This window comes from Methylophaga muralis (genome assembly GCF_001720165.1).
Lineage (GTDB): Bacteria > Pseudomonadota > Gammaproteobacteria > Nitrosococcales > Methylophagaceae > Methylophaga > Methylophaga muralis.
Genome location: NZ_MCRI01000002.1, coordinates 124552 through 148088, shown reverse-complemented (window position 1 = coordinate 148088; position 23537 = coordinate 124552). Strand labels below are relative to the sequence as shown.

20 protein-coding genes are annotated in these 23537 nt (G+C 44.6%); 9 read left to right on the top strand and 11 right to left on the bottom strand.

The genetic code is table 11. The features are described from left to right. Window positions 1-33: 33 nt before the first annotated feature. The 6 genes from A9E74_RS02360 to A9E74_RS02335 all read right to left on the bottom strand — a co-directional run bounded on the left by A9E74_RS02360 (window position 34) and on the right by A9E74_RS02335 (window position 10190). The gene (locus tag A9E74_RS02360; protein ID WP_069295054.1) at window positions 34-4599 is read right to left on the bottom strand and encodes an EAL domain-containing protein; all 4566 of its coding nucleotides are present in this window, start codon (window positions 4597-4599) and stop codon (window positions 34-36) included. A 295-nt stretch (window positions 4600-4894) separates the two neighbouring features. Beyond that, on the bottom strand, window positions 4895-5440 hold the full coding sequence (locus A9E74_RS02355) for a VPLPA-CTERM sorting domain-containing protein (RefSeq protein ID WP_069295053.1): 546 nt from the start codon (window positions 5438-5440) through the stop codon (window positions 4895-4897). Window positions 5441-5689: 249 nt separating this feature from the next. Beyond that, window positions 5690-6232 (bottom strand): VPLPA-CTERM sorting domain-containing protein, encoded by a 543-nt coding sequence (locus A9E74_RS02350; protein WP_245652018.1) that lies wholly within the window; start codon window positions 6230-6232, stop codon window positions 5690-5692. Window positions 6233-6372: 140 nt separating this feature from the next. Further along, on the bottom strand, window positions 6373-7443 hold the full coding sequence (locus tag A9E74_RS02345) for an ABC transporter ATP-binding protein (protein WP_245652017.1): 1071 nt from the start codon (window positions 7441-7443) through the stop codon (window positions 6373-6375). Further along, window positions 7433-9091 (bottom strand): ABC transporter permease, encoded by a 1659-nt coding sequence (locus tag A9E74_RS02340; RefSeq protein ID WP_069295051.1) that lies wholly within the window; start codon window positions 9089-9091, stop codon window positions 7433-7435. The genes A9E74_RS02345 and A9E74_RS02340 overlap by 11 nt, the downstream gene beginning before the upstream one ends. 58 nt (window positions 9092-9149) lie before the next feature. Next, the gene (locus A9E74_RS02335; protein ID WP_069295050.1) at window positions 9150-10190 is read right to left on the bottom strand and encodes a Fe(3+) ABC transporter substrate-binding protein; all 1041 of its coding nucleotides are present in this window, start codon (window positions 10188-10190) and stop codon (window positions 9150-9152) included. 241 nt (window positions 10191-10431) lie between these two features. Between A9E74_RS02335 and gmk the strand changes: the two genes are divergently transcribed. Genes gmk through A9E74_RS02290 form a run of 8 tightly spaced genes read left to right on the top strand, consistent with a single transcriptional unit; the run spans window position 10432 to window position 18324 of the window. Next, window positions 10432-11043, top strand: coding sequence for a guanylate kinase (gmk, locus tag A9E74_RS02325; RefSeq protein ID WP_069295048.1), 612 nt, complete (start codon window positions 10432-10434; stop codon window positions 11041-11043). Window positions 11044-11093: 50 nt separating this feature from the next. Next, complete coding sequence (gene rpoZ, locus A9E74_RS02320; RefSeq protein ID WP_069295047.1) at window positions 11094-11354, top strand: DNA-directed RNA polymerase subunit omega; 261 nt, start codon at window positions 11094-11096, stop codon at window positions 11352-11354. A gap of 5 nt (window positions 11355-11359) precedes the next feature. Next, window positions 11360-13519, top strand: coding sequence for a RelA/SpoT family protein (locus tag A9E74_RS02315; RefSeq protein WP_084002836.1), 2160 nt, complete (start codon window positions 11360-11362; stop codon window positions 13517-13519). Between the two features lie 43 nt (window positions 13520-13562). Further along, window positions 13563-13949 carry a RidA family protein gene (locus tag A9E74_RS02310; RefSeq protein ID WP_069295046.1) on the top strand — a complete coding sequence of 129 codons (387 nt, stop codon included), beginning with the start codon at window positions 13563-13565 and terminating at the stop codon, window positions 13947-13949. Window positions 13950-13974: 25 nt separating this feature from the next. Beyond that, window positions 13975-16056 carry an ATP-dependent DNA helicase RecG gene (recG, locus tag A9E74_RS02305; RefSeq protein ID WP_069295045.1) on the top strand — a complete coding sequence of 694 codons (2082 nt, stop codon included), beginning with the start codon at window positions 13975-13977 and terminating at the stop codon, window positions 16054-16056. A gap of 13 nt (window positions 16057-16069) precedes the next feature. Continuing rightward, complete coding sequence (locus A9E74_RS02300) at window positions 16070-16624, top strand: chorismate--pyruvate lyase family protein (RefSeq protein ID WP_069295044.1); 555 nt, start codon at window positions 16070-16072, stop codon at window positions 16622-16624. Next, window positions 16621-17487: a 4-hydroxybenzoate octaprenyltransferase gene (ubiA, locus tag A9E74_RS02295; RefSeq protein ID WP_069295043.1), complete on the top strand. Its 867-nt coding sequence runs from the start codon at window positions 16621-16623 to the stop codon at window positions 17485-17487. Before A9E74_RS02300 ends, ubiA begins: the two co-directional genes overlap by 4 nt. A gap of 3 nt (window positions 17488-17490) precedes the next feature. After that, the gene (locus tag A9E74_RS02290; RefSeq protein WP_069295042.1) at window positions 17491-18324 is read left to right on the top strand and encodes a thermonuclease family protein; all 834 of its coding nucleotides are present in this window, start codon (window positions 17491-17493) and stop codon (window positions 18322-18324) included. Between the two features lie 9 nt (window positions 18325-18333). Here A9E74_RS02290 and A9E74_RS02285 read toward each other — a convergent pair whose 3' ends face one another. From A9E74_RS02285 to A9E74_RS02265, 5 genes are all read right to left on the bottom strand, one after another. Then, window positions 18334-18723, bottom strand: a complete 390-nt coding sequence (locus tag A9E74_RS02285) for a CBS domain-containing protein (protein WP_069295041.1) — start codon at window positions 18721-18723, stop codon at window positions 18334-18336. A gap of 18 nt (window positions 18724-18741) precedes the next feature. Then, on the bottom strand, window positions 18742-19092 hold the full coding sequence (locus A9E74_RS02280) for a transcriptional regulator (protein ID WP_069295040.1): 351 nt from the start codon (window positions 19090-19092) through the stop codon (window positions 18742-18744). After that, window positions 19089-20579 carry a DUF1538 domain-containing protein gene (locus A9E74_RS02275; RefSeq protein ID WP_141696752.1) on the bottom strand — a complete coding sequence of 497 codons (1491 nt, stop codon included), beginning with the start codon at window positions 20577-20579 and terminating at the stop codon, window positions 19089-19091. Before A9E74_RS02275 ends, A9E74_RS02280 begins: the two co-directional genes overlap by 4 nt. A 65-nt stretch (window positions 20580-20644) precedes the next feature. After that, on the bottom strand, window positions 20645-21718 hold the full coding sequence (locus A9E74_RS02270) for a DUF484 family protein (protein ID WP_069295039.1): 1074 nt from the start codon (window positions 21716-21718) through the stop codon (window positions 20645-20647). A 39-nt stretch (window positions 21719-21757) separates the two neighbouring features. Further along, window positions 21758-22483 carry a ComFC family protein gene (locus tag A9E74_RS02265; protein WP_245652016.1) on the bottom strand — a complete coding sequence of 242 codons (726 nt, stop codon included), beginning with the start codon at window positions 22481-22483 and terminating at the stop codon, window positions 21758-21760. Window positions 22484-22516: 33 nt separating this feature from the next. On the opposite strand from A9E74_RS02265, the gene bioB reads away from it, so the two are divergent. Further along, entirely contained in the window at window positions 22517-23530 is a 1014-nt protein-coding gene (gene bioB / locus A9E74_RS02260) for a biotin synthase BioB (RefSeq protein WP_069295038.1), read from the top strand. The last annotated feature ends 7 nt before the right edge of the window (window positions 23531-23537 follow it).

Sequence of the window (23537 nt, the reverse complement as noted above, 5' to 3'; positions counted from 1 at the left end):
TTCGAGGTAAATATGCTGTTTAGCAGATGAAGATTAACTTTTTTGAATATCCATAGACTGCTTATCCAATTGTGCGACCGACAAGGGTCTACTCAGGTAAAACCCCTGAACATTTTGATACCCCATATCGGTAATAGTTTGCATTGCAGCGTGGTTTTCAATTCCTTCAATTACCGTTTCATACCCCATATCGTGCAGCATCGTCAGTAGTGCTTTTACTTTTCGGCATTTATGTTTGTCATGTTCAAACTGATAAATGACCGATCGATCCAGTTTCACCACTTTGATTTCGCTAAGCTCAGTAATATAGCCAAAATTTGAATAACCTGAACCAAAGTCATCAATAGCAATTGATACACCAAGCTTAGTGAGGTTTTTTAGTGCTAATTTGGCATTTTCGAAGTGGGCTAATAACGCCACCTCAGTGACCTCAATTGTAAGCCAGCTAAGGGGTGCGAGTTTTTGTAATTTTAATAACAGTTTGCTGTTATCCGGATCATGCAGTCGGTTTAAATGTGAAGGATGCATATTGATGGATATGCATAAGGTTTCGGCTTTTTCCGGATGATTCTGTAACCATTGGTTACGCTGTTGTATAACCTGCTCGATAACCCATTCATCAAGCTCAGCGGTGAGTTTCGACATTTGCACAATGGGCATAAGTTCTTTGGGCATGATGTGTCCCAATTGCGGATGATGCCAGCGGATCAAAGCCTCAAGAGATGCTTCCACTTCAGGATCGTTGCAATGAAAAATAGGTTGGTAGACCAGATGCAAACCAACATCTTCACCTTTTATCAAACCTCTTTGTAATTCAGCTTCAATCTGTAATTGTTTTCTAAGCTCATCAGAGCGTTCCGGATCAACAAAACCGAAATAGCCTTTACCATTTTCTTTGGCACGATACATGGCAATATCTGCATTTCGCAGCAATATGTCGGGCAGATCACCATCCTCGGGATAAATAGCGATACCAATGCTTGAGGAGATAAACAATGTTTGACCGTTAGCTTGAAAGGGTTTTTTGAGGTTTTCAATAATACGTTGGGCAAAAATCTGTGCATCCACTTCCGATTCAATTTCTTCTAGCAGAATGACAAATTCATCGCCACTAATACGAGCAAAGGTATCGCTTTCGCGCACCAGTTCGGAAACGACATGAGTGAAGTATTGCAATACATCATCACCCACCGCATGGCCCAGAGAATCATTAATGCGTTTAAAGTTATCTAAATCTAAAAACAATAACGCAAACTTACTTTGTTTACGGTTGGCACGCGCTACGACATCTTTAATGATTTGATTAAGATGCATACGGTTAGGTAAGCCGGTTAATTCATCAAATAAAGCCAGTCTATGTAGTTGTTGTTCACGACGTTTTAGTTCGGCGATATCGCTGGCAAGCAGTACGTAACAAACGTCTCCATCATGCTGATCTTCAACGCGACTGATAGACACCATCTGCGGTTTTAACTTGCCCTGAAAATAAAAGTTCAGTTCACCACGCCATGAACCCATTTTGGCCAGAATTTTCCACAGTTGATTTAATGTGAGTTCACTCTCTTCATCACAACGCAGAAAATCATTTATGTTAGTTGCCAGAATTTCATCATTCTCAATATTAAGTGTGGTTAGCAATGCTTGGTTGGCATAAAGAATTTGCTGTTTGTGGTTAATGACCAGAATATTATCTTGAGTATTATCAAATACCGATTGAGCTAATGACATTTGTCGGTTATCGATAATTGACTGGGTAATGTCGGATTGTAGCCCTATGAAGTGAGTTACTTGCTCATTGTGATAAACAGGTGCGATGCTCAATTGATTCCAAAAAGTGGAGCCATCTTTCCTGTAATTTAAGATGGTGGTTTGCAGTGGATTTCCCTCGCTCACTGCCTGCTTTATCGCGTCAATGGCGTCTTCTTGAGTGGCTTCACCTTGTAATATCCTGCAGTTTTGCCCAATGACTTCTTCACTTTTATAGCCAGTCATCCGGGTGAATGCCGGATTGGTATATAAAATAGGCATATTTTCAGTCAGAGCATCCACGATAATAATGCCCTGCTGGGCAGCTTCCATCGCTCTGGCCTGCAAGTTGTTTTCAATTAACGATTGTTTAAGTCGATCATAGGTTTGAATTAACTCTGTGTTATCCCAGAACAATAAAACCGCCCCATTAATATTGCCCTGACTATCGAGATACGAATTTACTGAAAGTAGATAATGCCTTTCACCGGTAATTTGAAAATTAACTGTTTGAGCCGTTTCATGGGCTTTATCAATTAATTTGATTAAATCTGGCAGGCTGTAGTCGCTTCGTAACTGGTTTAAACGTGAACCAACACTCACACTCTCTAAATTAAATAGTTTTTGGGCGGCGGGATTGAAATGCGTCAGTAACAAATTGTCGTCAACCACCATAAATGGATGAGACAAACTGTTTTGCATGTTTTGCAGATCCGTATTAAGTGAGATGATCTCAATACTTTTTACCTGCAACTCTTCATTCACCGTGGTCAGTTCTTCATTGGTCGATTGCAATTCTTCATTGGAGGTTTCCAACTCTTCATTGGTGGATTGCAATTCTTCATTGGCTGACTGCATTTCTTCATTAACGGATTGAAGTTCTTCATTAGAGGTTTCCAACTCTTCAATAACCGTTTGTAAATGATCTCTACTCGACGTCAACTCTTGTTGTAACTGCACAATCCGTTCGTAATTTGCCGATTCTGTTTCCTCGTTGATAAGCTCATCCACTGCGGTTTGTTCAAATCGAACCAGATATAGCGCATCGTTTATATCAGCGATTTGCAGTGGCATCACTTCAAACATAAATGCATTGTTGCCGAGGCGGATGATATGACTGCGATAGGATTGTGGTTGTTTTTTGGCTCTATAAACCAGCCCTTTAATTTCCAGCTGAAATTCATTACGCACCAAATTTTGCAAATTCAAACTGGCCCGGCCGCGCCCAATTTGTGTAATAGGTGAAATATCGCCATAGATAAAACGGATCTCCATGCTGTCATCAACAACAAAAGCATTGGAGATAACGTATTGGGTGACTGCTTTAAACACCCGATCTTCTAAGGTATCAATGTTTCTGGTAGATGCTTTAATTCTGTTCGGATTTGTACTTCTGGCCGGTTGTTGTTTCACTTTGTGTCTTCGGTACACTTCCAGACTATTAATGTTGCGGCGAGAAAAAGTACGACCTTCATTTGAATCAATATCAAATAACTCACTATTGGGTAATGATTCAGATTTACCTAAAAACAAAAAACCATCTGGATTTAATGCGTAATGAAAGGTGGCTTGAACTTGTTTTTGAAGTGGTGGTTTCATATAAATCAACACATTCCGACAAGTCACCAGATCCAGACGCAGGAAGGCAGGATCTTCCACCAGATTCTGTTTGGCGAATAACACCATATCGCGCAGCGGTTTTTTGACCATATATCCATCATTCATCTGGTTGAAATGACGATCCAGGCGATTTTGAGAAAGTCCTTTTATCGCTGCCTGTTCATATTTTCCTTTGCGAGCAATGGCCAGCGCTTTCATATCTATATCTGTCGCGAACACCTGAGCGCGATAATCATCCAGTTCGTGCCCAAGAATTTCTCGCAATATAATCGCGATACTGTAAGCCTCTTCGCCCGTCGCACATCCGGCTACCCAGATACGAATTTCATCACCTTTGCTTTTACCAGCGATGATTCTGCGAAGCAGCTTTTCTAATTCATTAAAGGCCGATTCATCACGGAAAAAAGCCGTAACTGAGATCAATAGATCCTGATAAAGATTATCTAACTCATAAGGATGCTCTTGAACATATTGCTCGTACTCAATCCAACTAACAGTATCAGTCGCTAACAGTCGACGGTTAATCCGCCGGCGCAAGGTATTGTCTTTGTAATTAAAGAAACTGACCCCTGTTTGTTTGGCCAATAATCCTAAAATGTTATCAAGCGAATCTAATTCATTACCGGCTTTTTTGGGCGGGTTACTGATTTCTTCATAATTTGCCAACCGAATTAACTCATATGCAATTTGTGACGCACTTAATACGCGATCCACACAGCCGGTATCTATGGCAGCTTTTGGCATACCTTCGTATTTTGCTTCGTTAAGTAGCTGTGCAAACACAAAACCATCCCGAGCCTTAATCTCCCGACAACCACGAGCACCATCACTACCTGTGCCGGATAAAACCACGCCTACAGCACGTTCTTGATAAGTTTCAGCCATCGAAACAAACAGATCATTTGCCGAAGGTTTAGGCACACCATGTTTATGAGTAGATTGCAGATAGATCTTATCGTCGCTCACGGTACCGTTATAACCGGGAGGGATTACAACGGCTGTTCCGGGCAATAATGACATGCCATTTTTTGCGGTCAAAATCGGGAAGTTACTTTCACGAGCTAATAAATTGACCAATAAACTTTCATGATCTGGCGAGAGATGTTGAGCGATAACAATACACAGGCTGTCATGTTTCTCAGTGTTTTTTAGCAGGATAGTTAATGCTTCCAGTCCACCCGCTGATGCCGCCAAACCTACATATAGAGGCTTTCGGCTATTTTGTTTAAGCATGGATTTCTCCATTTAGATCTATGCCTGAACACATCCGTAGTTCGCCATTGCTAATTTTGAGATAGCAGGGTGAGGGGATTAGGCATTGAAGAGTTGTAGATGTTGAATTTTTGACAACATTACCATTGTGTTAAACAGGCGGGCTTTAACTTAAATTAATAGTAGGAATTCAATCAGATAATGAATTAACTGAAATCTTTGAGGTATTTAAAAATTGGTATCAAGGATGATTTTGATTGTTACAGATAAATAAAAGCCGTGATAAACACGGCTTTTGGTAAGGCGGAAAATGGGCTTATTTAGTTAAACGACGTCTCATTCCTAACAATCCCATTATTGCTGGAGCAAACAACCATAACGCTGCAGGTATTGGCACTTCCGATACTGATGTATTGAAATAGGCAATATGTGAAACATCTTTTCCATCATGCGTTAGGAAATCCAAGCTAGATATTGGTGTATCGAATAGGCCAATTAATGTGGTTGTTCCGTACTTCATTAAGAATCCGGAAAATGCCAAGCCTAAAGAAGAGGTATCCAATGTGTTTGAAATAGGATCTTCGATTTTAAAAAAGTCCGTCACCACAAAGCTTGAGCCCGCTGCTGACAATGCAATTTGTAAATGAGCAGCACTAACCGCTGTTGGATTAGGTTTTACAAGATGAAAACCTTCTGACGCACCCGGCAGAAAATCATTGATATTTATAACCTGAGAAATGTCCCCTGTAAAACCATTGGTGTCATAAGAGACCGTCCCTGCTAATGATAATGTTGCTGCGTTGACTGCAAACGACAGGGTCGCCAAACCTGCCACTAATAGTGATTTAATGTAGTTTTTCATAAATTACCCCTCAGCGCTTTATTAGAATTATTGTGACCTACGTCTCATAATCTAGGCTGCTTAAAGCCATTTTCATACTGTACTTTGGTACTAATTCCCGACTTTATATATGAAAAATTCCTAGATATAACTTGAGGATTGAAACTGCAGACTTGAGTGAGTTGGGCTTAATGCCGTCATGCTGAGGTTTAGCCAGGCAAAAAAAAGCCGTGCAGAGCACGGCTTTACAAACACATAAGTAGATTTTGATTATTTAGTCAGGCGACGTCTAAAGCCCAAAAATCCCATCAATGCTGGAGCAAATAACCATAACGCTGCTGGTAACGGTACTTCTGAGACAGATGTATTGAAATAGGCGATATGAGAAACGTCTTTGTCATTGTGAGCCAGGAAATCCAGACTAGAAATCGGAGTGCTAAACAGGCCAATTAATGTTGTTGTACCGTATTTCATCAAGAATCCAGAGAAGGAAAAACCTAATGATGAGGTATTTAATGTATTGGTAGCAGGATCATTAATTTTGAAAAAGTCTGTTACCAGAAAACTTGAGCCTGCTGCCGTTAAAGCTGTTTGCACATGTGCTGCACTCATAGCTGCTGGGTTAGGTTTAGGAACATAAAAACCTTGATACGCACCTGGTAGAAAATCATTAATATTCAGTACTTCAGAAATGGTGCCTTTAAAACCATTTGCATTGTATTTGGTTGTGCCGGTCAAAGATAACGATGCCGCACTAACGCTAAAGCTTAATGAAACACTTATTGCCAACAACAAAGTTTTGATTAAAGACATTTTTCTCATACAGGTTTGCGCCTCCGGGGGCAGGGATTTATGTGAACTACAGCGCATAATTTAAAGATAAGGAGTTACGTTAGATATTGTACCTTGGTACTACTTCCCGACTTTTTGTGGGATAAATTCCTACGTTTTAATCACGTCAGGTCTGAAAACACGGCTAGATGGTCGGCTTCAAGCCTTATGCCCAGAAATTCGCCGATATCGTGTTGATGATGACTTTGCACCAGACAGAGGATTTGCTGACCGCTTTGCAACTTTAATGTGTAGAGATAGACGGCGCCGCGGAAAGCCCTGCCAACTATTTCGGCTTTTAACGGGCTATTATCATCATGAATAATATCGTCTGGTCTTAATAATAAATTTACCTGCTGTCCGGAAGTTGCTGCTGAAGTTATCTTGCCACTGACAATACCCAATTCGGTATGAATTTTATTATCAGCAATGATTTCCCCAGGTATCAATACACCTTGGCCGATAAAGTCAGCCACAAAACGACTGCTTGGACGATGATATAAATCGTAGCCATTTCCCCATTGCAAAAGTTTTCCTTGACCCAACACGCCAATCTGATCGGCCATAGCAAAGGCTTCGTGTTGATCATGGGTCACCATAATGGCTGTGACACCATCCCGACGCAGTAAATCTCGTACTTCTCTGGCAAGTTGTTCACGAAGTTCTGTGTCCATACTGGAGAAAGGTTCATCCAGTAACAGAATATCGGGCCGCGGAGCCATGGCTCTTGCCAAGGCAACACGTTGCTGCTGTCCACCGGAGAGTTGATGGGGATATTGGTTTTTGGCATCGGTTAACTCAACCAATTCGAGCAATTCTTCAACCCGTTGCTGTCGTTGTTTACGAGGCAGTTTTTGCAGTCCAAAACCAATATTCTTTACAACAGTTAAATGTGGAAATAATGCAAAATCCTGAAACACCATGCCGATATGACGTTTTTCTGGTGGCAAGGACATCACCGATGAACTGACCGTCTTACCATGCAAAGTAATGCTGCCCTGCATTAATGGTTCAAATCCGGCAATGGCTCGTAAAACCGAGGTTTTACCGCAGCCGGAGGGACCCAGTAAACAGGCGATTTCGCCGGGCTTTAATTGAAATGAAATACCTTCTACAACCGTTCTGTCAGCATAGCCAATGCTGATATTGTCAACTTGTAATTGTGGAATTTGCATGGAGGTATCAGTTTTCATCAATAGCCAATTTTAGCTTGCGTGAGCGGGTAATGGTTTTGCTTAATAGGATAACCGGAATAATCCCTGCAATGACAATGGCTAACGCCGCCGGAGCTGCTTCGGCCAATCGTTCATCGGATGCCAGTTCATACGCTTTGACGGCCAGCGTATTAAAATTGAACGGTCGCAAAATAAGCGTGGCAGGTAATTCTTTTAAAACATCAACAAATACCAAAAGCAACGCCGTCATTAATGAGGCGCTTAACATCGGTATATGGATCTGTCTGAGGATCTGCAATGGCCGGAAACCAAAAGATCGACCAGCTTCGTCCATCGAATGGGTGATCCGTGTCAAACCACTGTCAACTGTTTGTAATGAGACTGCAAGAAATCTTGTGAGATAAGCAAAGGTAACGGCGACTAACGTTCCGCTAAGAAGCAATCCGGTGGAATAATCAAAATGGCTTCGAGCCAAATCATCCACGGTGTTATCAAACCAGGCAAAAGGAATCATTACGCCAACCGCGATCACCGCCCCCGGTACGGCATAACCCATACCGGCAACCCGCACGGCACCACTGACTAATTTGCCAGGATATAAACGCTGGGCATAAGCCATAACAATCGCCAGGATTAAAGCCAGTACTGCTGCAAATGCCGCCAGTGAAAGGCTGTTCATCAGTAATCGCAAAAATTGAGCATCAATGACGGTATCAGCCACATGGACGGTCCAGCTAAGCAATTGCAATGCTGGTAATAGAAATCCCAAGCTGAGAATGACCAAACAAAACAAGAATGCCAGAGCAGCACGGCCACCAGTTAACTGAAAGCGACGCAGATCCTGATGACGGCGACTGGTGTGGTGGTATCTGGCTTTACGACGTGAATAACGTTCAAGAATAATCAAAGCAAATACAAATACCATTAATCCAGCGGCCAGTTGAGCGGCTGCAGCGGCACTGCCCATGCCAAACCAGGTGCGAAAAATACCAGTAGTAAAGGTGCTGACACCAAAGAATTGTACTGTGCCGTAATCAGCCAATGTTTCCATTAATGCTAATGATAAACCCGCGATAATTGCTGGACGGGCTAGTGGCAGAGCAACACGCCAGAATGTTTTCCATGGCCCATTGCCCAGGGTGCGGCTGACATCTAACACACAGATGGATTGACTTAGAAATGCTGCACGGCTTAGTAGATATACATAGGGATAGAGCACCAGCGTTAACATCACTACCGCTCCATTCAATGAACGGATTTGAGGAAACCAGTAATCCCCATATTGCCAACCAAACCAATCTCGCAACGCCATTTGCACCGGCCCGGAAATATCCAGCATTCCGGTATACGTGTAAGCAATGATGTAGGCCGGCATGGCCATGGGCAGTAACAACGCCCATTCAAAGACACTGCGGCCGGGAAACTGACACATTGTAGTCAGCCAGGCGGTGGTGACGCCGATGAGTAGCGTACCGATTGCAACACCTAACATCAGCAACAATGAATTACGGATATAGTCCGGAAGAACGGTACTGCTCAGGTGTTGCCAAATATCGCCGCTGGGCACAAAAACATGTGCCAAAACCACCACAACCGGCATTGACAATACAATCGCCAACACAAGGATGAATAGTGGATAAGGACGAAACTGGTTTATTAATGACATGGAAAGGTAAAGTTGGCAGTTAATCTGACAAAACTGCCAACTTTACGCATAGAAACCTTTATTGCCAACCTGCACGATCCATTAAACGCAACGCATCTGCATTAAATTCACCTAATTTATCCATGTCCAACGGGTCGGCCAGAAAATCACCCCATTGTTCCAATAGCTCGCCTTTTTCGATATCGGCTCGCACTGGATATTCGCCATTGGTTTCTGCATACCATTTTTGCGAAGTGTCACTGCTGAGGAATTCAATCAATTTAATGGCGTTTTGTTGATTTTTAGCGTCTTTAATAACAGCAGCTCCGGATACATTGATATGAACACCGCGATCAGCCTGATTAGGCCAGAAAACACCGATCTTTTCTGCAGCTTCTCTTTCATTAGCATCATTGCTGGTCAGCATACCCGCCAGATAATACGTGTTGGCGATCACGATATCGCACTGCCCAGCGGCGGCAGCACTAATTTGATCACGGTCACCACCTTGAGGAGAACGCGCGAAGTTTGCAACCAATCCTTTTGCCCATTCTTCTGTTGCCGCTTCACCATTGGCCACAATCATTGATGCGACCATTGACTGGTTATAAACATTGCTGGATGAACGAACACAGATCCTGTTGTTCCAACGCGGTTCCACTAAGGCTTCATAAGTCGAAAGTTCAGCAGGATCAACGCGATCTTTGACGTACATTATTGGACGGGCGCGCAGTGATAAGCCAAACCAATAGCCATCAGGATGACGATATGAGGCTGGAATGCGCTGCATCAAAATATCGGATTGAACAGGCTGAACCAAATCCACTTCCATCGCACGGTGCAAACGACCTGCGTCTGTAGTCAACAAAATATCGGCAGGTGTATTGCGACCTTCGTTTTGTAGGCGTTGCAATAATTCATCTGCATTACCGGTAACCAGATTGACCTTAATACCAGTTTCTTCAGTAAATTCATCCAATAAGGGTTTGATTAAAGATTCTATACGTGCAGAGTACAGATTAACCTCTTGAATCTCTTGTTGAGCATCGTCACTACACCCAGATACCAGCAATACAGTTAAACCCAGCCATACACTAAGAAAGATACCTGCTTTACGCATAGAACACTCCATGGTTGATAATTAGTGCAATGATAATGAGATTTATTTTTGTTTGGAATAGCAAATACATTTTTTATTTGTTTGACGGTTATGTTGGAGTGGGAATTAGCAATAGAAAAACCACAGACAATCAGCTTTTAGCCAAGCAAAAAACTGGCACAAAAAAGCGTAAACCAGTATTGTTTTGGCTTACTGAATTTAGGTTTCAAAACTGAAACCGCGCAATCTGCAGGGTATCAAAATGTCTGGAAGTTTATTTATCGTAGCGGCGCCTTCAGGGGCGGGGAAAACCAGTCTGGTTCGTGCTTTGGTCAAACAGGATCCGCATGTACGCTTATCCGTTTCACATACCACACGACCTGCCCGAGCGGGTGAAGTAGACACGGAAGATTACTTTTTTGTCAGCGAAGAAATGTTCAGCAAGATGCGTGAAGCAGGTGATTTTCTGGAATCAGCAACTGTATTTGATCACAGCTATGGTACTTCCGCAGCAGCAGTGCATCACCAGTTGCATGCCGGAAATGATGTGATTCTGGAAATTGACTGGCAGGGCGCCCAGCAAGTGCGGAAAAATTTTCCTGACAGTAGCAGTATTTTTATTCTTCCCCCTTCCAAGCAGGCGCTTGAACAACGTCTAAGAGGACGTGGACAGGATGATGAAGCAACTATTTCGCGCAGAATGCGCGATGCCGAGAGTGAAATGTCACATTACGTCGAATTTGATTATTTGATTGTGAACGATGATTTTGATCATGCACTTGCCAGCCTGACTGCGATCGTGATGGCCAGTCGGCACAAACTGGCTGTTCAGCAGTCAAATTACAGTACCTTGTTGGCTGATTTGCTGGCTTAAGCCTCGCATCTCTCGTAAAATTACATGTTTTAACCACAGGACAAATTATCATGGCACGTACTACAGTTGAAGATTGCCTCGAAAATGTAGATAACCGTTTTCAATTGGTGCTGGTTGCAGCGAAACGCGCCCGCCAAATCGCCATGGGTGATGATGCAATGGTACCGGTCGATAACGACAAACCTACCGTTATCGCTTTACGTGAAATTGCCGCCGGTCTGGTTGATCGTACGATTCTGACTAAAACCTCAGCTCGTCAACATGCTGCAGAAAGCATCGTTAATGACGAAGAGCTGCTAAACGAAATTTAATTATTGTGAGCGCAAAACCTTCTGTTGCGTCTGAGCTTGACTTCATTCAGGAGTCAGAGCCCAAACTCACGATAGATGATCTGTGTTTTGCGACCTCAAATTACTTAGAAACCAATCAGGTCGAGTCAATCCGTCGCGCCTATCATTTTGCAGAACAATGCCATGAAGGACAGACTCGACGCAGTGGTGAACGTTACATCACCCACCCCTTAGCGGTAGCGCATGTACTGGCGATGATGCACATGGATTATGAGTGCATTATGGCCGGCCTGTTGCATGACGTTATTGAAGACACAGAAATGTCTAAACGTGATGTGATTGCTGAATTCGGTGAACCAGTCGCGGAATTAGTTGAAGGTGTTACTAAGCTGGCCCAAGCCGCTTTTGAAACACGCCAACACGCTCAAGCAGAAAATCTGCGAAAAATGTTGCTGGCCATGTCGCGTGATATTCGTGTCATTATCGTCAAGCTGGCTGACCGACTGCACAATATGCGTACTTTGGGACATTTGCGTCCTGAAAAACGTCGCCGCATCGCCAATGAAACTCTGGAAATATACGCCCCGATTGCCCAACGATTGGGGATGAATCTGATGCGTTGTGAACTGGAAGATCTTGGCTTCCATGTTCTGTATCCGATTCGTTACCGTGTATTGGGCGATGCAATACGTAAAGCCCGAGGCAATCGCAAGGAAATCGTCAGTCAGATCACCGCTTCCATTCTTAATCGTATGGAACAGGAAGGTTTGAGCGCTGATATTCAAGGGCGTGAAAAAAATCTCTACAGCATTTACAAGAAAATGGTCAGCAAGCAGCTGTCGTTTTCAGAAGTCATGGATGTCTATGCATTCCGTATTATCGTTGATGATGTGGATGCCTGTTATCGAATGCTCGGCGTAGTACATAACCTTTACAAGCCGGTACAGGGCAAATTCAAAGACTATATTGCGATCCCCAAAGCCAATGGTTATCAATCATTGCATACGGTTTTATTCGGGCCTTATGGAGTGCCGATAGAAGTTCAAATTCGTTCGCGTGATATGGATCAACTGGCAGAAGCAGGGGTCGCTGCTCACTGGTTATATAAAACTGGCGAAGCCGCCGGGAACACCTTGGCGCATCGCAAAGCCAGACAATGGTTGCAAGGCATTCTGGAAATGCAGAAAGGTTCTGGCGATTCGATGGAATTTTTGGAAAATCTGCGAATTGATTTATTCCCCGATGAGATTTATGTGTCTACGCCAAGAGGTGAAATTTTAACCTTGCCGCGTGGCTCAACAGCGGTGGATTTTGCTTATGCAGTACACTCTGATGTCGGCAATAGTTGTGTCGCAGCTCGGGTGGGCCGTCATTTGGTCCCTTTGAGTTCACAACTGGAAACCGGTCAATCAGTCGAAATCATTACTTCACCAACCTCACACCCGAATCCAGCCTGGCTGAACTTTGTGGTGACGCCTAAAGCTCGCACCAATATCCGAAATTACCTCAAACACCTGCAAGGTGAAGAGGCGATTCAGCTTGGACAGCGGCTGTTAAATAAACACCTGACGGCATTTTCAACGGCTCTGGAAAATATTCCAACCAAACGCATAACCGCGTTGCTGAAAGAGTATGAGCTGGAAAACTTTGACGAATTATTAACCGATTTGGGACTGGGAAATATTTCTGCCCTGTTGGTTGCTCAAAAGCTGTTACAGGAAGAGACCCCGAATAAAGAGCCGCAAGCACTGCTGATTGCCGGTACCGAAGGCATGGTGGTGAATTTTGCCCGTTGCTGTCATCCGATCCCCGGCGATCCGATTCACGGTTTTGTCAGTGCGGGCCGCGGCATCATCATTCATCAACGCAGCTGTAAAAATACTACGCATTTACGTGAGCAAAATGAAAAATGGCTGGATGTTGCCTGGGCCAAAGAAATCAAACGTGATTTTCCGGTGGATTTAATGGTGCAACTGAAAAATCAACGTGGTGCACTAGCAACGATCGCTTCGGTGATTTCAGAAGCCGAGTCGAATATCGACAATGTAATGGTGGACGAGCGTGATGGTGGTTTTACCCATCTGCGGCTGACCATTGAAGTCACTAATCGCCAGCATCTGGCACGCATTATCCGTCGTTTACGCCAACTGGAAATGGTCGAACGTATTAACCGTATTAATAACTGATTTGTTTAATCTGTCGTCTTAAGACGACTTAGCCGGAGTTTTTATGTCCCGAGAAATTATCCACACCAGCAATGCGCCTGCAGCAATTGGTACTTATTCACAAGCTGTCAAAGTGGGCGATGTTGTTTACTTGTCTGGTCAAATTCCATTAGTACCAGAAACCATGACGGTGGTTGAAGGTGACTTTGCCACTCAGGTCCGCCAGGTGTTTGATAATTTATCGGCTGTTGCTAAGGCTGCTGGTGGCAGTTTACAAGATGTCGTCAAACTCAATATCTATCTGACTGATCTGGCTTATTTCGGCACTGTGAACGAAATCATGGCCGAGTATTTTCAACAACCTTATCCTGCTCGTGCTGCGATTGGCGTGGCATCGTTACCTAAAGATGTACCGGTTGAAATGGATGCTATTTTGCATCTTGGCGCATAACCTCGTTCGTTAAAGGCGGTGATTGGTGACTGAACTGGCCATTGCCGATCCGGTCACCTCGCTGAAAGGTGTCGGCACAAAACTCGCTGAGAAGCTTGATAAACTTGGGATACGCCAGATCCAAGATCTGTTGTTTCATCTACCCTTACGCTATCAGGACCGAACCCGATTAATGCCTATCGGCAGTTTGCGGCCGCAACAGGAAATACTGATTGAAGGTGTTATTCAACTGAGTCAGGTGAAGTTCGGCCGCCGCCGATCTTTGCTGTGTCATATCAGTGATGGCACTGGGGCACTGGTATTACGCTTTTTTCATTTTTCCAAAAGCCAGCAACAGCAATTAGCAAAAGGTCAGCGAATTCGCTGTTTTGGTGAAGTACGCAGTGGCCCATCTGCATTGGAAATGGTGCATCCCGAATATCAACTTATTCACGGTGATGTGCCATTTTCTGTCGAAGAAGCCCTCACCCCGGTATATCCGACTACGGAAGGCCTGCACCAACTTTCCTGGCGTAAATTGCTAAATCAGGCGTTAAAACTGCTCGATCAGCAAACCATGCCGTCTTATTTGCCGGAAGCTTTGCTGGATCCGCGAGTTGCCCATTTTGATCTGACACAAGCTCTGAAATATGTGCATTTGCCGCCTCCTGATTGTGATGTCGGTCAGTTAATCGCTCGTGAACATCCGGCACAGAAACGGCTGGCGTTTGAAGAATTACTGGCTCAACAACTCAGCATGCGGCAAATCCGCTATCGCGCTCAGCAACATCAAGCGCCAAAGTTTAATGCAGATATGTTCAGCGAAAAGTTTTTACAACAACTGCCATTTCCATTAACCAGCGCGCAACAACGTGTTATCAAAGAGATTCGTAAAGATCTGCAACAAAATATTCCGATGCAGCGACTGGTGCAGGGCGATGTCGGATCAGGCAAAACAGTAGTAGCTGCTTTATCAGCGTTAATGGCCGTTTCCAGCGGCTATCAGGCGGTAATGATGGCACCCACAGAATTATTAGCCGAACAGCATTATCAGACCTTTCGTAACTGGCTTGAGCCGCTGGGAATTCAGGTTGGCTGGTGTGCCGGCAAGCAAACAGCGGCGCAGCGTCGACAGGTGATTGCCGCACTGGCAGAAGGTGAAATCAATATTGCTGTGGGTACCCATGCGTTATTTCAGGATGAAGTGACGTTTAATCGTTTGGGGTTGGTGATTATTGATGAGCAGCATCGTTTTGGTGTGCATCAGCGTATGGCGTTACGTGATAAAGGCAAAGCGGTTGATATCTTGCCACATCAACTGGTCATGACGGCAACACCGATTCCACGAACCCTGGCGATGACAGCGTATGCTGATTTAAATGTTTCAGTAATTGATGAATTGCCTCCTGGCAGGCAACCGGTCACCACCGTGGTGGTAGCGGATAATCGGCGACAGGAAGTGATTGAACGCATCCATGTGGCCTGTCAGCAAAAACGTCAGGTGTACTGGGTCTGCACCTTGATTGAAGAGTCTGAGCATTTACAATGTCAGGCAGCAGAAGATACCGCTGAGCAATTGCAGCAAGCGTTGCCTGACTTACGGATTGCACTGGTACATGGTCGAATGAAGTCAGCAGAAAAAGAACAAGTGATGCAGGCGTTCAAACAGGGTGAGATTGATTTGTTGGTGGCCACCACGGTGATTGAAGTCGGCGTGGATGTTCCCAATGCCAGTTTAATGGTGATTGAAAATGCCGAGCGTCTGGGGCTGGCACAATTGCATCAGTTACGTGGCCGGGTAGGCCGCGGTACAGTGCAGAGTCATTGCGTGTTGATGTACCATCCGCCGCTGTCGGAAAATGGTCTGGCCCGGCTGGCTTGTTTACGTGAAAGTAATGATGGTTTTGTAATTGCCCAGCGCGATCTGGAAATTCGTGGCCCGGGGGAAGTATTGGGCACACGGCAAACTGGTTTACCGCAATTCAGGGTAGCTGATTTACTGGCCGATCAGGATTTATTGCCAGCCGTAACTAAAGCAGCTGAAACCTTAATCACTCAGCATCCGGAAAACGTAGCACCATTAATTAACCGCTGGTTCGGCACCAAACTGAACTTCGGACAAGTATGAGTTCCAATTTTTTATGATGAAAAGCCAAGCACATTGGCATCCGGCCACTACTGCGAAGCTGCCAAACGAATTGGCTGGCTGGCTGACTGATAAAGGTTCGTTGACTTTGCGATTGCAACAGACCAGTCAACAACAGTTCAGTGTGGATCTGCAGCAGTCCGGTTGGCAAAAGCCATTAAGTGAAGAGGCTTTGAAACTGGAACAGCCCTTACATGAACATGCCTATTGCCGTGAAGTGATTTTGCGCGACGGCGATGACGCCCGGGTATTTGCCCGCACCATTGTGCCGCGTGTCAGCTATCAGGCATTGCAGGCGCATTTGCATATTCATCATCTGGGTAACCGTTCATTGGGTGAAATTCTGTTTACTGATCCGGCAATCCAACGCGGCCCGCTTGAAGTGACTAGTCTGCGGGCAGGACACAGCCTGTTTGAATTGGCAAAACACCACGGTATTGAAATGGATGACAAAGCTATTATGTGGGCACGACGATCCTGTTTTTATTTTGCTGAGAACAGTTTACTGGTCTGCGAAATGTTTTTACCAAATCAGGATTGGTCGATATGACAAGCTTATGGAGTCGTCTGCAGCCTTACTGGCAACTGACCCGAATGAATCGGCCTATCGGTATTTTATTATTGCTATGGCCGACCTTAACCGCATTATGGATAGCGGCTGGTGGATTACCCGACATCAAGATTCTACTGATTTTTATCGCTGGGGTAGTGCTGATGCGAGCCGCAGGTTGTGCCATCAATGATTATGCCGATCGGCATATTGATGGTCAGGTATGGCGAACTGAAAACCGGCCTTTAGCAACAGGTGCATTAACCGCTAAGCAGGCGGTGCTGACATTTGTAAGCCTAGCCTTAGTAGCGTTTATCCTGGTTTTGCAGCTTAATTCCTTCACCATTGCACTGTCATTGATAGCTGTTCTGCTGGCTGCGATTTATCCCTTTATGAAACGCTTTACCTATCTGCCACAGCTGGTATTGGGCATGGCGTTTGGCTGGGCGATTCCGATGGCGTTTGCCGCTCAGACCAATACATTACCAAGTATTGTCTGGTGGTTGTTTGTCGCCAATATTGTGTGGACCACCATGTACGACACTTTTTACGCGATGGCCGATCGTGAAGATGATCTACAAGCCGGGGTGAAATCAACCGCGATTTTATTTGGCAGAAATGACTTGTTAATTCAAGCCTTATTACAACTGGGCTTTTTGCTGATCATGATCCTGATAGGTCTGCAATTGCAGCTGAGCATGGTGTTTTATCTGGTTTTATTGATAGCGGCGATGCTGTTTATTTATCAATTACGCCTGAGCAAAGATCGTGAACGAAATGCCTGTTTACAAGCCTTTCTGAATAATAACTGGGTAGGTGCTGTAGTGTTTTTCAGTATCGTTCTGCACTACAGCCTGGTTTAATTGATGGTGAAATATTTCTATTCGGTTTTTCTGCTGTTCTGCTTATCTGTTTCGGTAAGTGCTACCGAGATTTATCAGTGGACTGATGAAAGTGGTCGGCAGATATTTTCTGATCAACCGGCTGATCCGGCTGCTGAGGCTATCGAGCTTCAACCCAGTTCCAATCGTTATTTATTCAATGTAAAACGGGTTTATGACGGTGATACTTTTGTTTTGGAAAATAATGAACGGGTCAGGTTACTCAGTATCAATACACCAGAAATCAGCTCAAGACACCGCGAAGCAGAACCCGGTGGTATTGCAGCTCGGGACTGGTTAAGAAATAAGTTAAAACAGGGACAGGTTTACCTGCAATACGATACCGAAAAACGCGACCGTTATGACCGACAATTAGCCTATGCATGGACAGTTGATGGGGCGTTTATCAACGAACAACTACTACAACAGGGATTGGCTGCTTTAACTATTCAGCCACCTAATCTGCAGTATGCTGAACAATTGATAACAGCCCAGCAACAAGCAGTTGAGCAGAAAAAAGGCATATGGGCGGATAAACATTATCAGCCTCGCAAGGTGTCAACGATTAACGAAAATGATTATCGAGGCTGGCAGCGCTGGCGATTAACGGCCAAATCACAGTCTCAAACCCGGGATTATTGGGTATTAAAGGTCAATGACAAAGTCAGCCTGCGCATTGCCAAAAAACAACAGGCTTTGTTTCCACCATTAGGCACGTATTTGAATAAACCATTGGAAGTACGTGGCTGGATATCAAAACGTGGAGACCATTACAGTTTATTTGTGCAGCATCCAAGTGCTATCGTCACTTTGGAATAGCTTAAGTCCTTACTCTATTTCGCTTAGCAGTTGTTCCATGATGTCATTCATGGTCACCATCCCAATCAAATCATTGTTATTAAGCACTAAAAGCCGCTTTACTCGGTGGGCGGCCATCAATGTCGCCACATGTTTAATTGACAAGTCGGCCCCGACGGCAATAACCGGTTTGGCGCAAATGTCATAGACGTTGAGTAAATCAATATCACCTTCTTCAGCGATGACGGTTTTCAGAATATCTGAATAGGTAATCAAACCATAGGCATCGTGCTGATTTTGCTTGTCTACGACCAGTGATTTAATTTTGTGCCGTTTCATCAAATTTAATGCTTCACGAATTTTGGCAAATGGTGAAATCGTGATCACATCCGAGATCATAACGTCTTTAACTAATCGCATTAGGGTAATCCTTGATATCTAGAGAGTTTCTCGTAAATGTTGTTGGAATTTTTCAACTTGTGATGTATCAATACCTGCCAAATGTTCAAGTGGTAAAGTAAATACCAGACCTTTTGAGTCGGACTCATCCGGCATCAGAATGGCTTGTATAGCCTTGAGTATTTGTAACGAGAGACCTTTTTCCAGCACCATCAATAAAACGCTCTGACTGCCATCATAGCTGAGGCCAAAAAAGGTTTTTTTTGCGTTATTGCTGATACCGCGAGCATTCATCAGGGTAATACCACCGGCTCCCAAATCTCTTGCTGCATCAATGGCAGCTTGTTCACTTTCTTCTGGAACAATAGCGACAAGAACAGAAAATTTCATGTGTTTACCTTTTGCAATGCGGTCATGATCTGCATCGCGATAGCATAGAGCATGACTGTGATGATTGGAAAGATGGAGGCAAAAGCGATCAAGCCAAAGCCATCCATCAGAATATTACGACCTTCAATATGCGTGGCAAGGCCGATGCCTAGTGCCGTAACCAAGGGCACGGTAACTTCTGAAGTTGTCACACCACCTAAATCATATGCCAGTGGCACAATATATTTGGGGGCGAGTAAGGTCAGCACAATGACGATTAAATACCCGCCGATAATATAGTGGTGTATCGAATCACCGGAGATTATGCGGTGTACTCCGATAGTGATACCGATGGCGACTCCTAAAGCCACTAATATCCGGATGACGTTACCATTTATTCTGCCGGAAGCGGCTTCCTCAGCCTGTTGACCGATAGCAATCAAGGCGGGTTCCGCCATGGTCGTGGCAAATCCAATGGCAAAAGCAAATAGATAGACATAGATAATATGCTGATTTTTTATCAGTTGTTCAGCCATGCTGCTGCCGATAGGGAACAAGCCCATCTTCAGACCGACCACAAATGCATATAAACCGAATAACACCATAGCAAAGCCTAAAACCACTTTGCGAGGGTTGGTTAATGGGCGTTTTAACACCAGATATTGGAAAAATAGAATAGTGATAATAATGGGTAATACATCGCCCACCATGCCGAGCAAATCCATCAACATAGTCATCGGGCCCGTGATAGCTTCTTGCTGAGCTGTATCAATACTTAGATCTGCTGTAGGAGCGGTTTCAGTTCCGCTAAATACCACAATCCCATATAGCTGCACCGTTATCATTGGCACCATCACTGCCATCGCCACAATGCCAAAGCCATCGATAAGTGGATTACGGCCACGAATTGATGTGGCCAAGCCAATGCCTAAAGCCGCAATTAACGGTACTGTGACGATATTGGTGGTAACACCGCCGGAATCATAAGCCAAACCTACAATTTCAGCCGGGGTAAAGAAGGTGATGGTCACGACAGTTAAATAGCCGATGATCATGAACCAATGCAGTGGATAGCCAAAGAGAATGCGAAACACTCCAAGCGCAACCACAAACCCTACTGATATGGCCACCAGAAAACGCAGGATCAGTGCATCAATTCGTCCTTCACTGATCTCCTGAGCTTGTTCGGCAACAGCAATTAATGCTGGTTCAGCAACTACCGCGGAAAAGCCAAGTGCAAAACCAAAAGACAACAAAATCCACAAAGAGCCGCGTTTGGTAAATTGATTGGAGAGACTTTTACCGACTGGGAAAATACTTAATTCAAGGCCACGCAGGAATAAGGCAACCCCAATGGCAACGATAAATAAACCAATGCTGATGGATAAGGTGTCTTCAGGAATACGCTGCAATACAAAGGCTTGAAAAATAACCACTACAACGACGATGGGCAGCAGATTTTTCAATGCATGCATAAATGCATCTGAAAAAGCTTTTAGTTGATTCACCACATCCTCTTAATCGTTGTTTGAGTTTGATTGTAGAGCCTGATATCTGACGTCACAAGCTGTTTTCACGCTTCGGCACTGACCTTCACCTGATTGCGACCTGACAGTTTTGCTCCATAGACTGCCTGATCGGCAGATTGCAATAAACGTTTAATAGTCATATTGCTGCCGGGTTCTAATGTTGAAACGCCAACAGACAAAGTGACTCGAATGATTTTACCCTTTGTCGCAGTGAAATCTGTTTCGGCGACGGTTTTCCGCATTCGTTCTGCAATATCTGCTGCAACCGTGCGACTGGCATCCGCCAACAATACGACAAATTCCTCACCGCCATAGCGCGCCAACACATCACCTTGTCGGAGACTATCATTGAGCAGTTGGGCTACATGTTTCAGCACCTGATCGCCGGTTTGATGGCCATGGCTGTCATTAATGCGTTTGAAATAATCCAGATCAACAAATAAACAGGATAAGGGGGTTCTATTGCGATTCGCTCGACTGAATTCTTCGTTGATCCGTTGATCAAAAAATCGACGATTATTTACGCCAGTCAAAGGATCACGTAAACCGACCAGTTTGACCTCCTCATGCAGACGGGCATTTTCAATACAGGCTGATACCACGGCAGCAAGATGTTCAAGGAATTGTGTGCCGATATTAGATTGAAATCTATTGGGATTACGACTGCCGAGATTCAGACTGCCAATCAGTTGATTTTGTCGGATCAATGGTAACAACGCGATTGAGCCTAGTTCGTTGTATGAGGGAAAGAGTTGCTGGTGTTGATGCTGGGAGAACGTTACTAGGCGTGGTGTTCGTCGTAAACTAAAAAACTGTTCGAGGCGTTGAACCGATTCGGTAAACAGCAAATGGTCTTGCCATTGTTGGGTTTCAGGAAATGATTCCAGTAAGCGTTGAAATTCATACTCCGGATCGTGCAACATTAATGTAACAGCCGTCAGTTGAAAACGATGTTTATGTTCTTCCAGGATCAGTTTGAGCAACGGCTCCAAGCCGCTGCTATTAAGCAGACTTAATTCATATTGCTGAAAATTGAGCTGCTTTCGCTCATTGCTTTTGGCAATACGAATCAGATCATTCAATCGATCTTGAAGCGTCGTCACGTCTTGTTGAGGCATGCAACAGCCTTGAGCAATGTGAAGTAAATGGTATGGAGCCTAATAATGGCGTATTGCGCGGGCAATTGTCCATACCTCTACAGTCTTAACACCATTTTGTTGCAAACAACGACTGGCTTCGGCTGCCGTATGCCCGGTGGTATAGACATCATCGACTAAAGCCACGTGTTTGTATGGTAGCGGCTTAGCGACTGCAAATGCCTGTTTTACATTGCGTTTGCGTTGTTTGCCGCTCATCCCAGTTTGCGGAGTCGTATTGCGCCGACGAATAAAATTGGTTTTATCGACAGCTATTGAGAGCTGCTGAGATAAGGCATCGGCCAACTGGGCTGATTGATTATAGCCACGTTGGCGTAATCGACTTGGATGTAACGGAATGGGAATCAATATTTCCGGTAACGGCTGCTGGCGCTGGTTTACTTTTGCTGCCAGCAGTTTGGCAAACAGTTGAGCAAAAACCAGTTGCTGGTGAAATTTAAATGCAGCGATGCAATGGTTGATGGGCGTTTCATAACGAAATAACGCCAAACTGGATTGCTGTGGTGGCGGATGTTGCAGACATTGGCCGCAGATTCCGCTTTCGTTAAGTGGCAAGGCACAACGCTGACAACAATGGTCCAGCCATGGCAGGTCTTCGACACAGGCTTTGCACAGGGCATCGTGTGGACTAAAGTCACCACAGAGGAAGCAGGGAATCGGCAACAGTTTGCTGTATAATTCCGCCAAACGATGCGTCACTACGGCACTAAAGTTTCTGACCATCATGTTATTAATCCATTAAATCTGATGAAGAAGCCCATGACTGAAAATATAGCAGAAAAGACCGCACCGCTTCGCCATGACTGGCAGCAGGCGGAAATTGAAGCCTTGTTTGATTTGCCATTTGCGGATCTGATGTACAAAGCTCAAACCATTCACCGGCAGAATTTTGATGCCAATGCTGTACAAATCAGTACCTTGTTGAGTATCAAAACTGGCGGTTGTGCTGAAGATTGTGGCTACTGTCCACAAAGCGCGCATCACGAATCAGCAGTAAAAGCCGAACCGTTAATGCCTCTGGATAAAGTGCTTGAATCCGCTGCACAGGCTAAATCCACCGGTGCCAGCCGTTTCTGTATGGGGGCTGCTTGGCGTAACCTGAAAGATCGCGATGTGGATCGTGTCGTGGCGATGATTGAAGGCGTTAAGGATATGGGGCTGGAAACCTGCGTCACGCTGGGCATGTTGGAAAACCACCAAGCCAAACGCCTGAAAGAAGCCGGATTAGATTATTACAATCATAACCTTGATACCTCACCGGAATTCTATGGTGAAATCATTTCCACCCGTACTTATCAGGATCGTCTGGATACCTTAAGTCATGTTCGTGAAGCGGGCATTCATGTCTGTAGTGGCGGTATTGTCGGCATGGGCGAAAGCCGGAAAGATCGGGCTGGTCTGTTGATCAGTCTGGCCAATTTGCCAAGTCATCCTGAGAGCGTACCAATTAATCTATTGGTTCAAGTCGAAGGCACACCACTGGATGGCATCAATAATCTGGATCCGTTTGAGTTTGTTCGCACCATCGCGGTAGCACGTATCATGATGCCGCAATCTTTTGTCAGACTTTCTGCCGGTCGTGAAAACATGACCGATGAATTACAGGCGATGAGTTTCCTGGCCGGTGCCAACTCGATTTTCTACGGTGAGAAACTGCTAACTACAGACAATCCGGATACCGACCACGATCAACGTTTATTCAAACGTCTGGGGATCACACCGTTACAAGTCGGTCAGCAGCAACAGGAAGATAAACACTGTTCAGCCGCATAAACCTTTG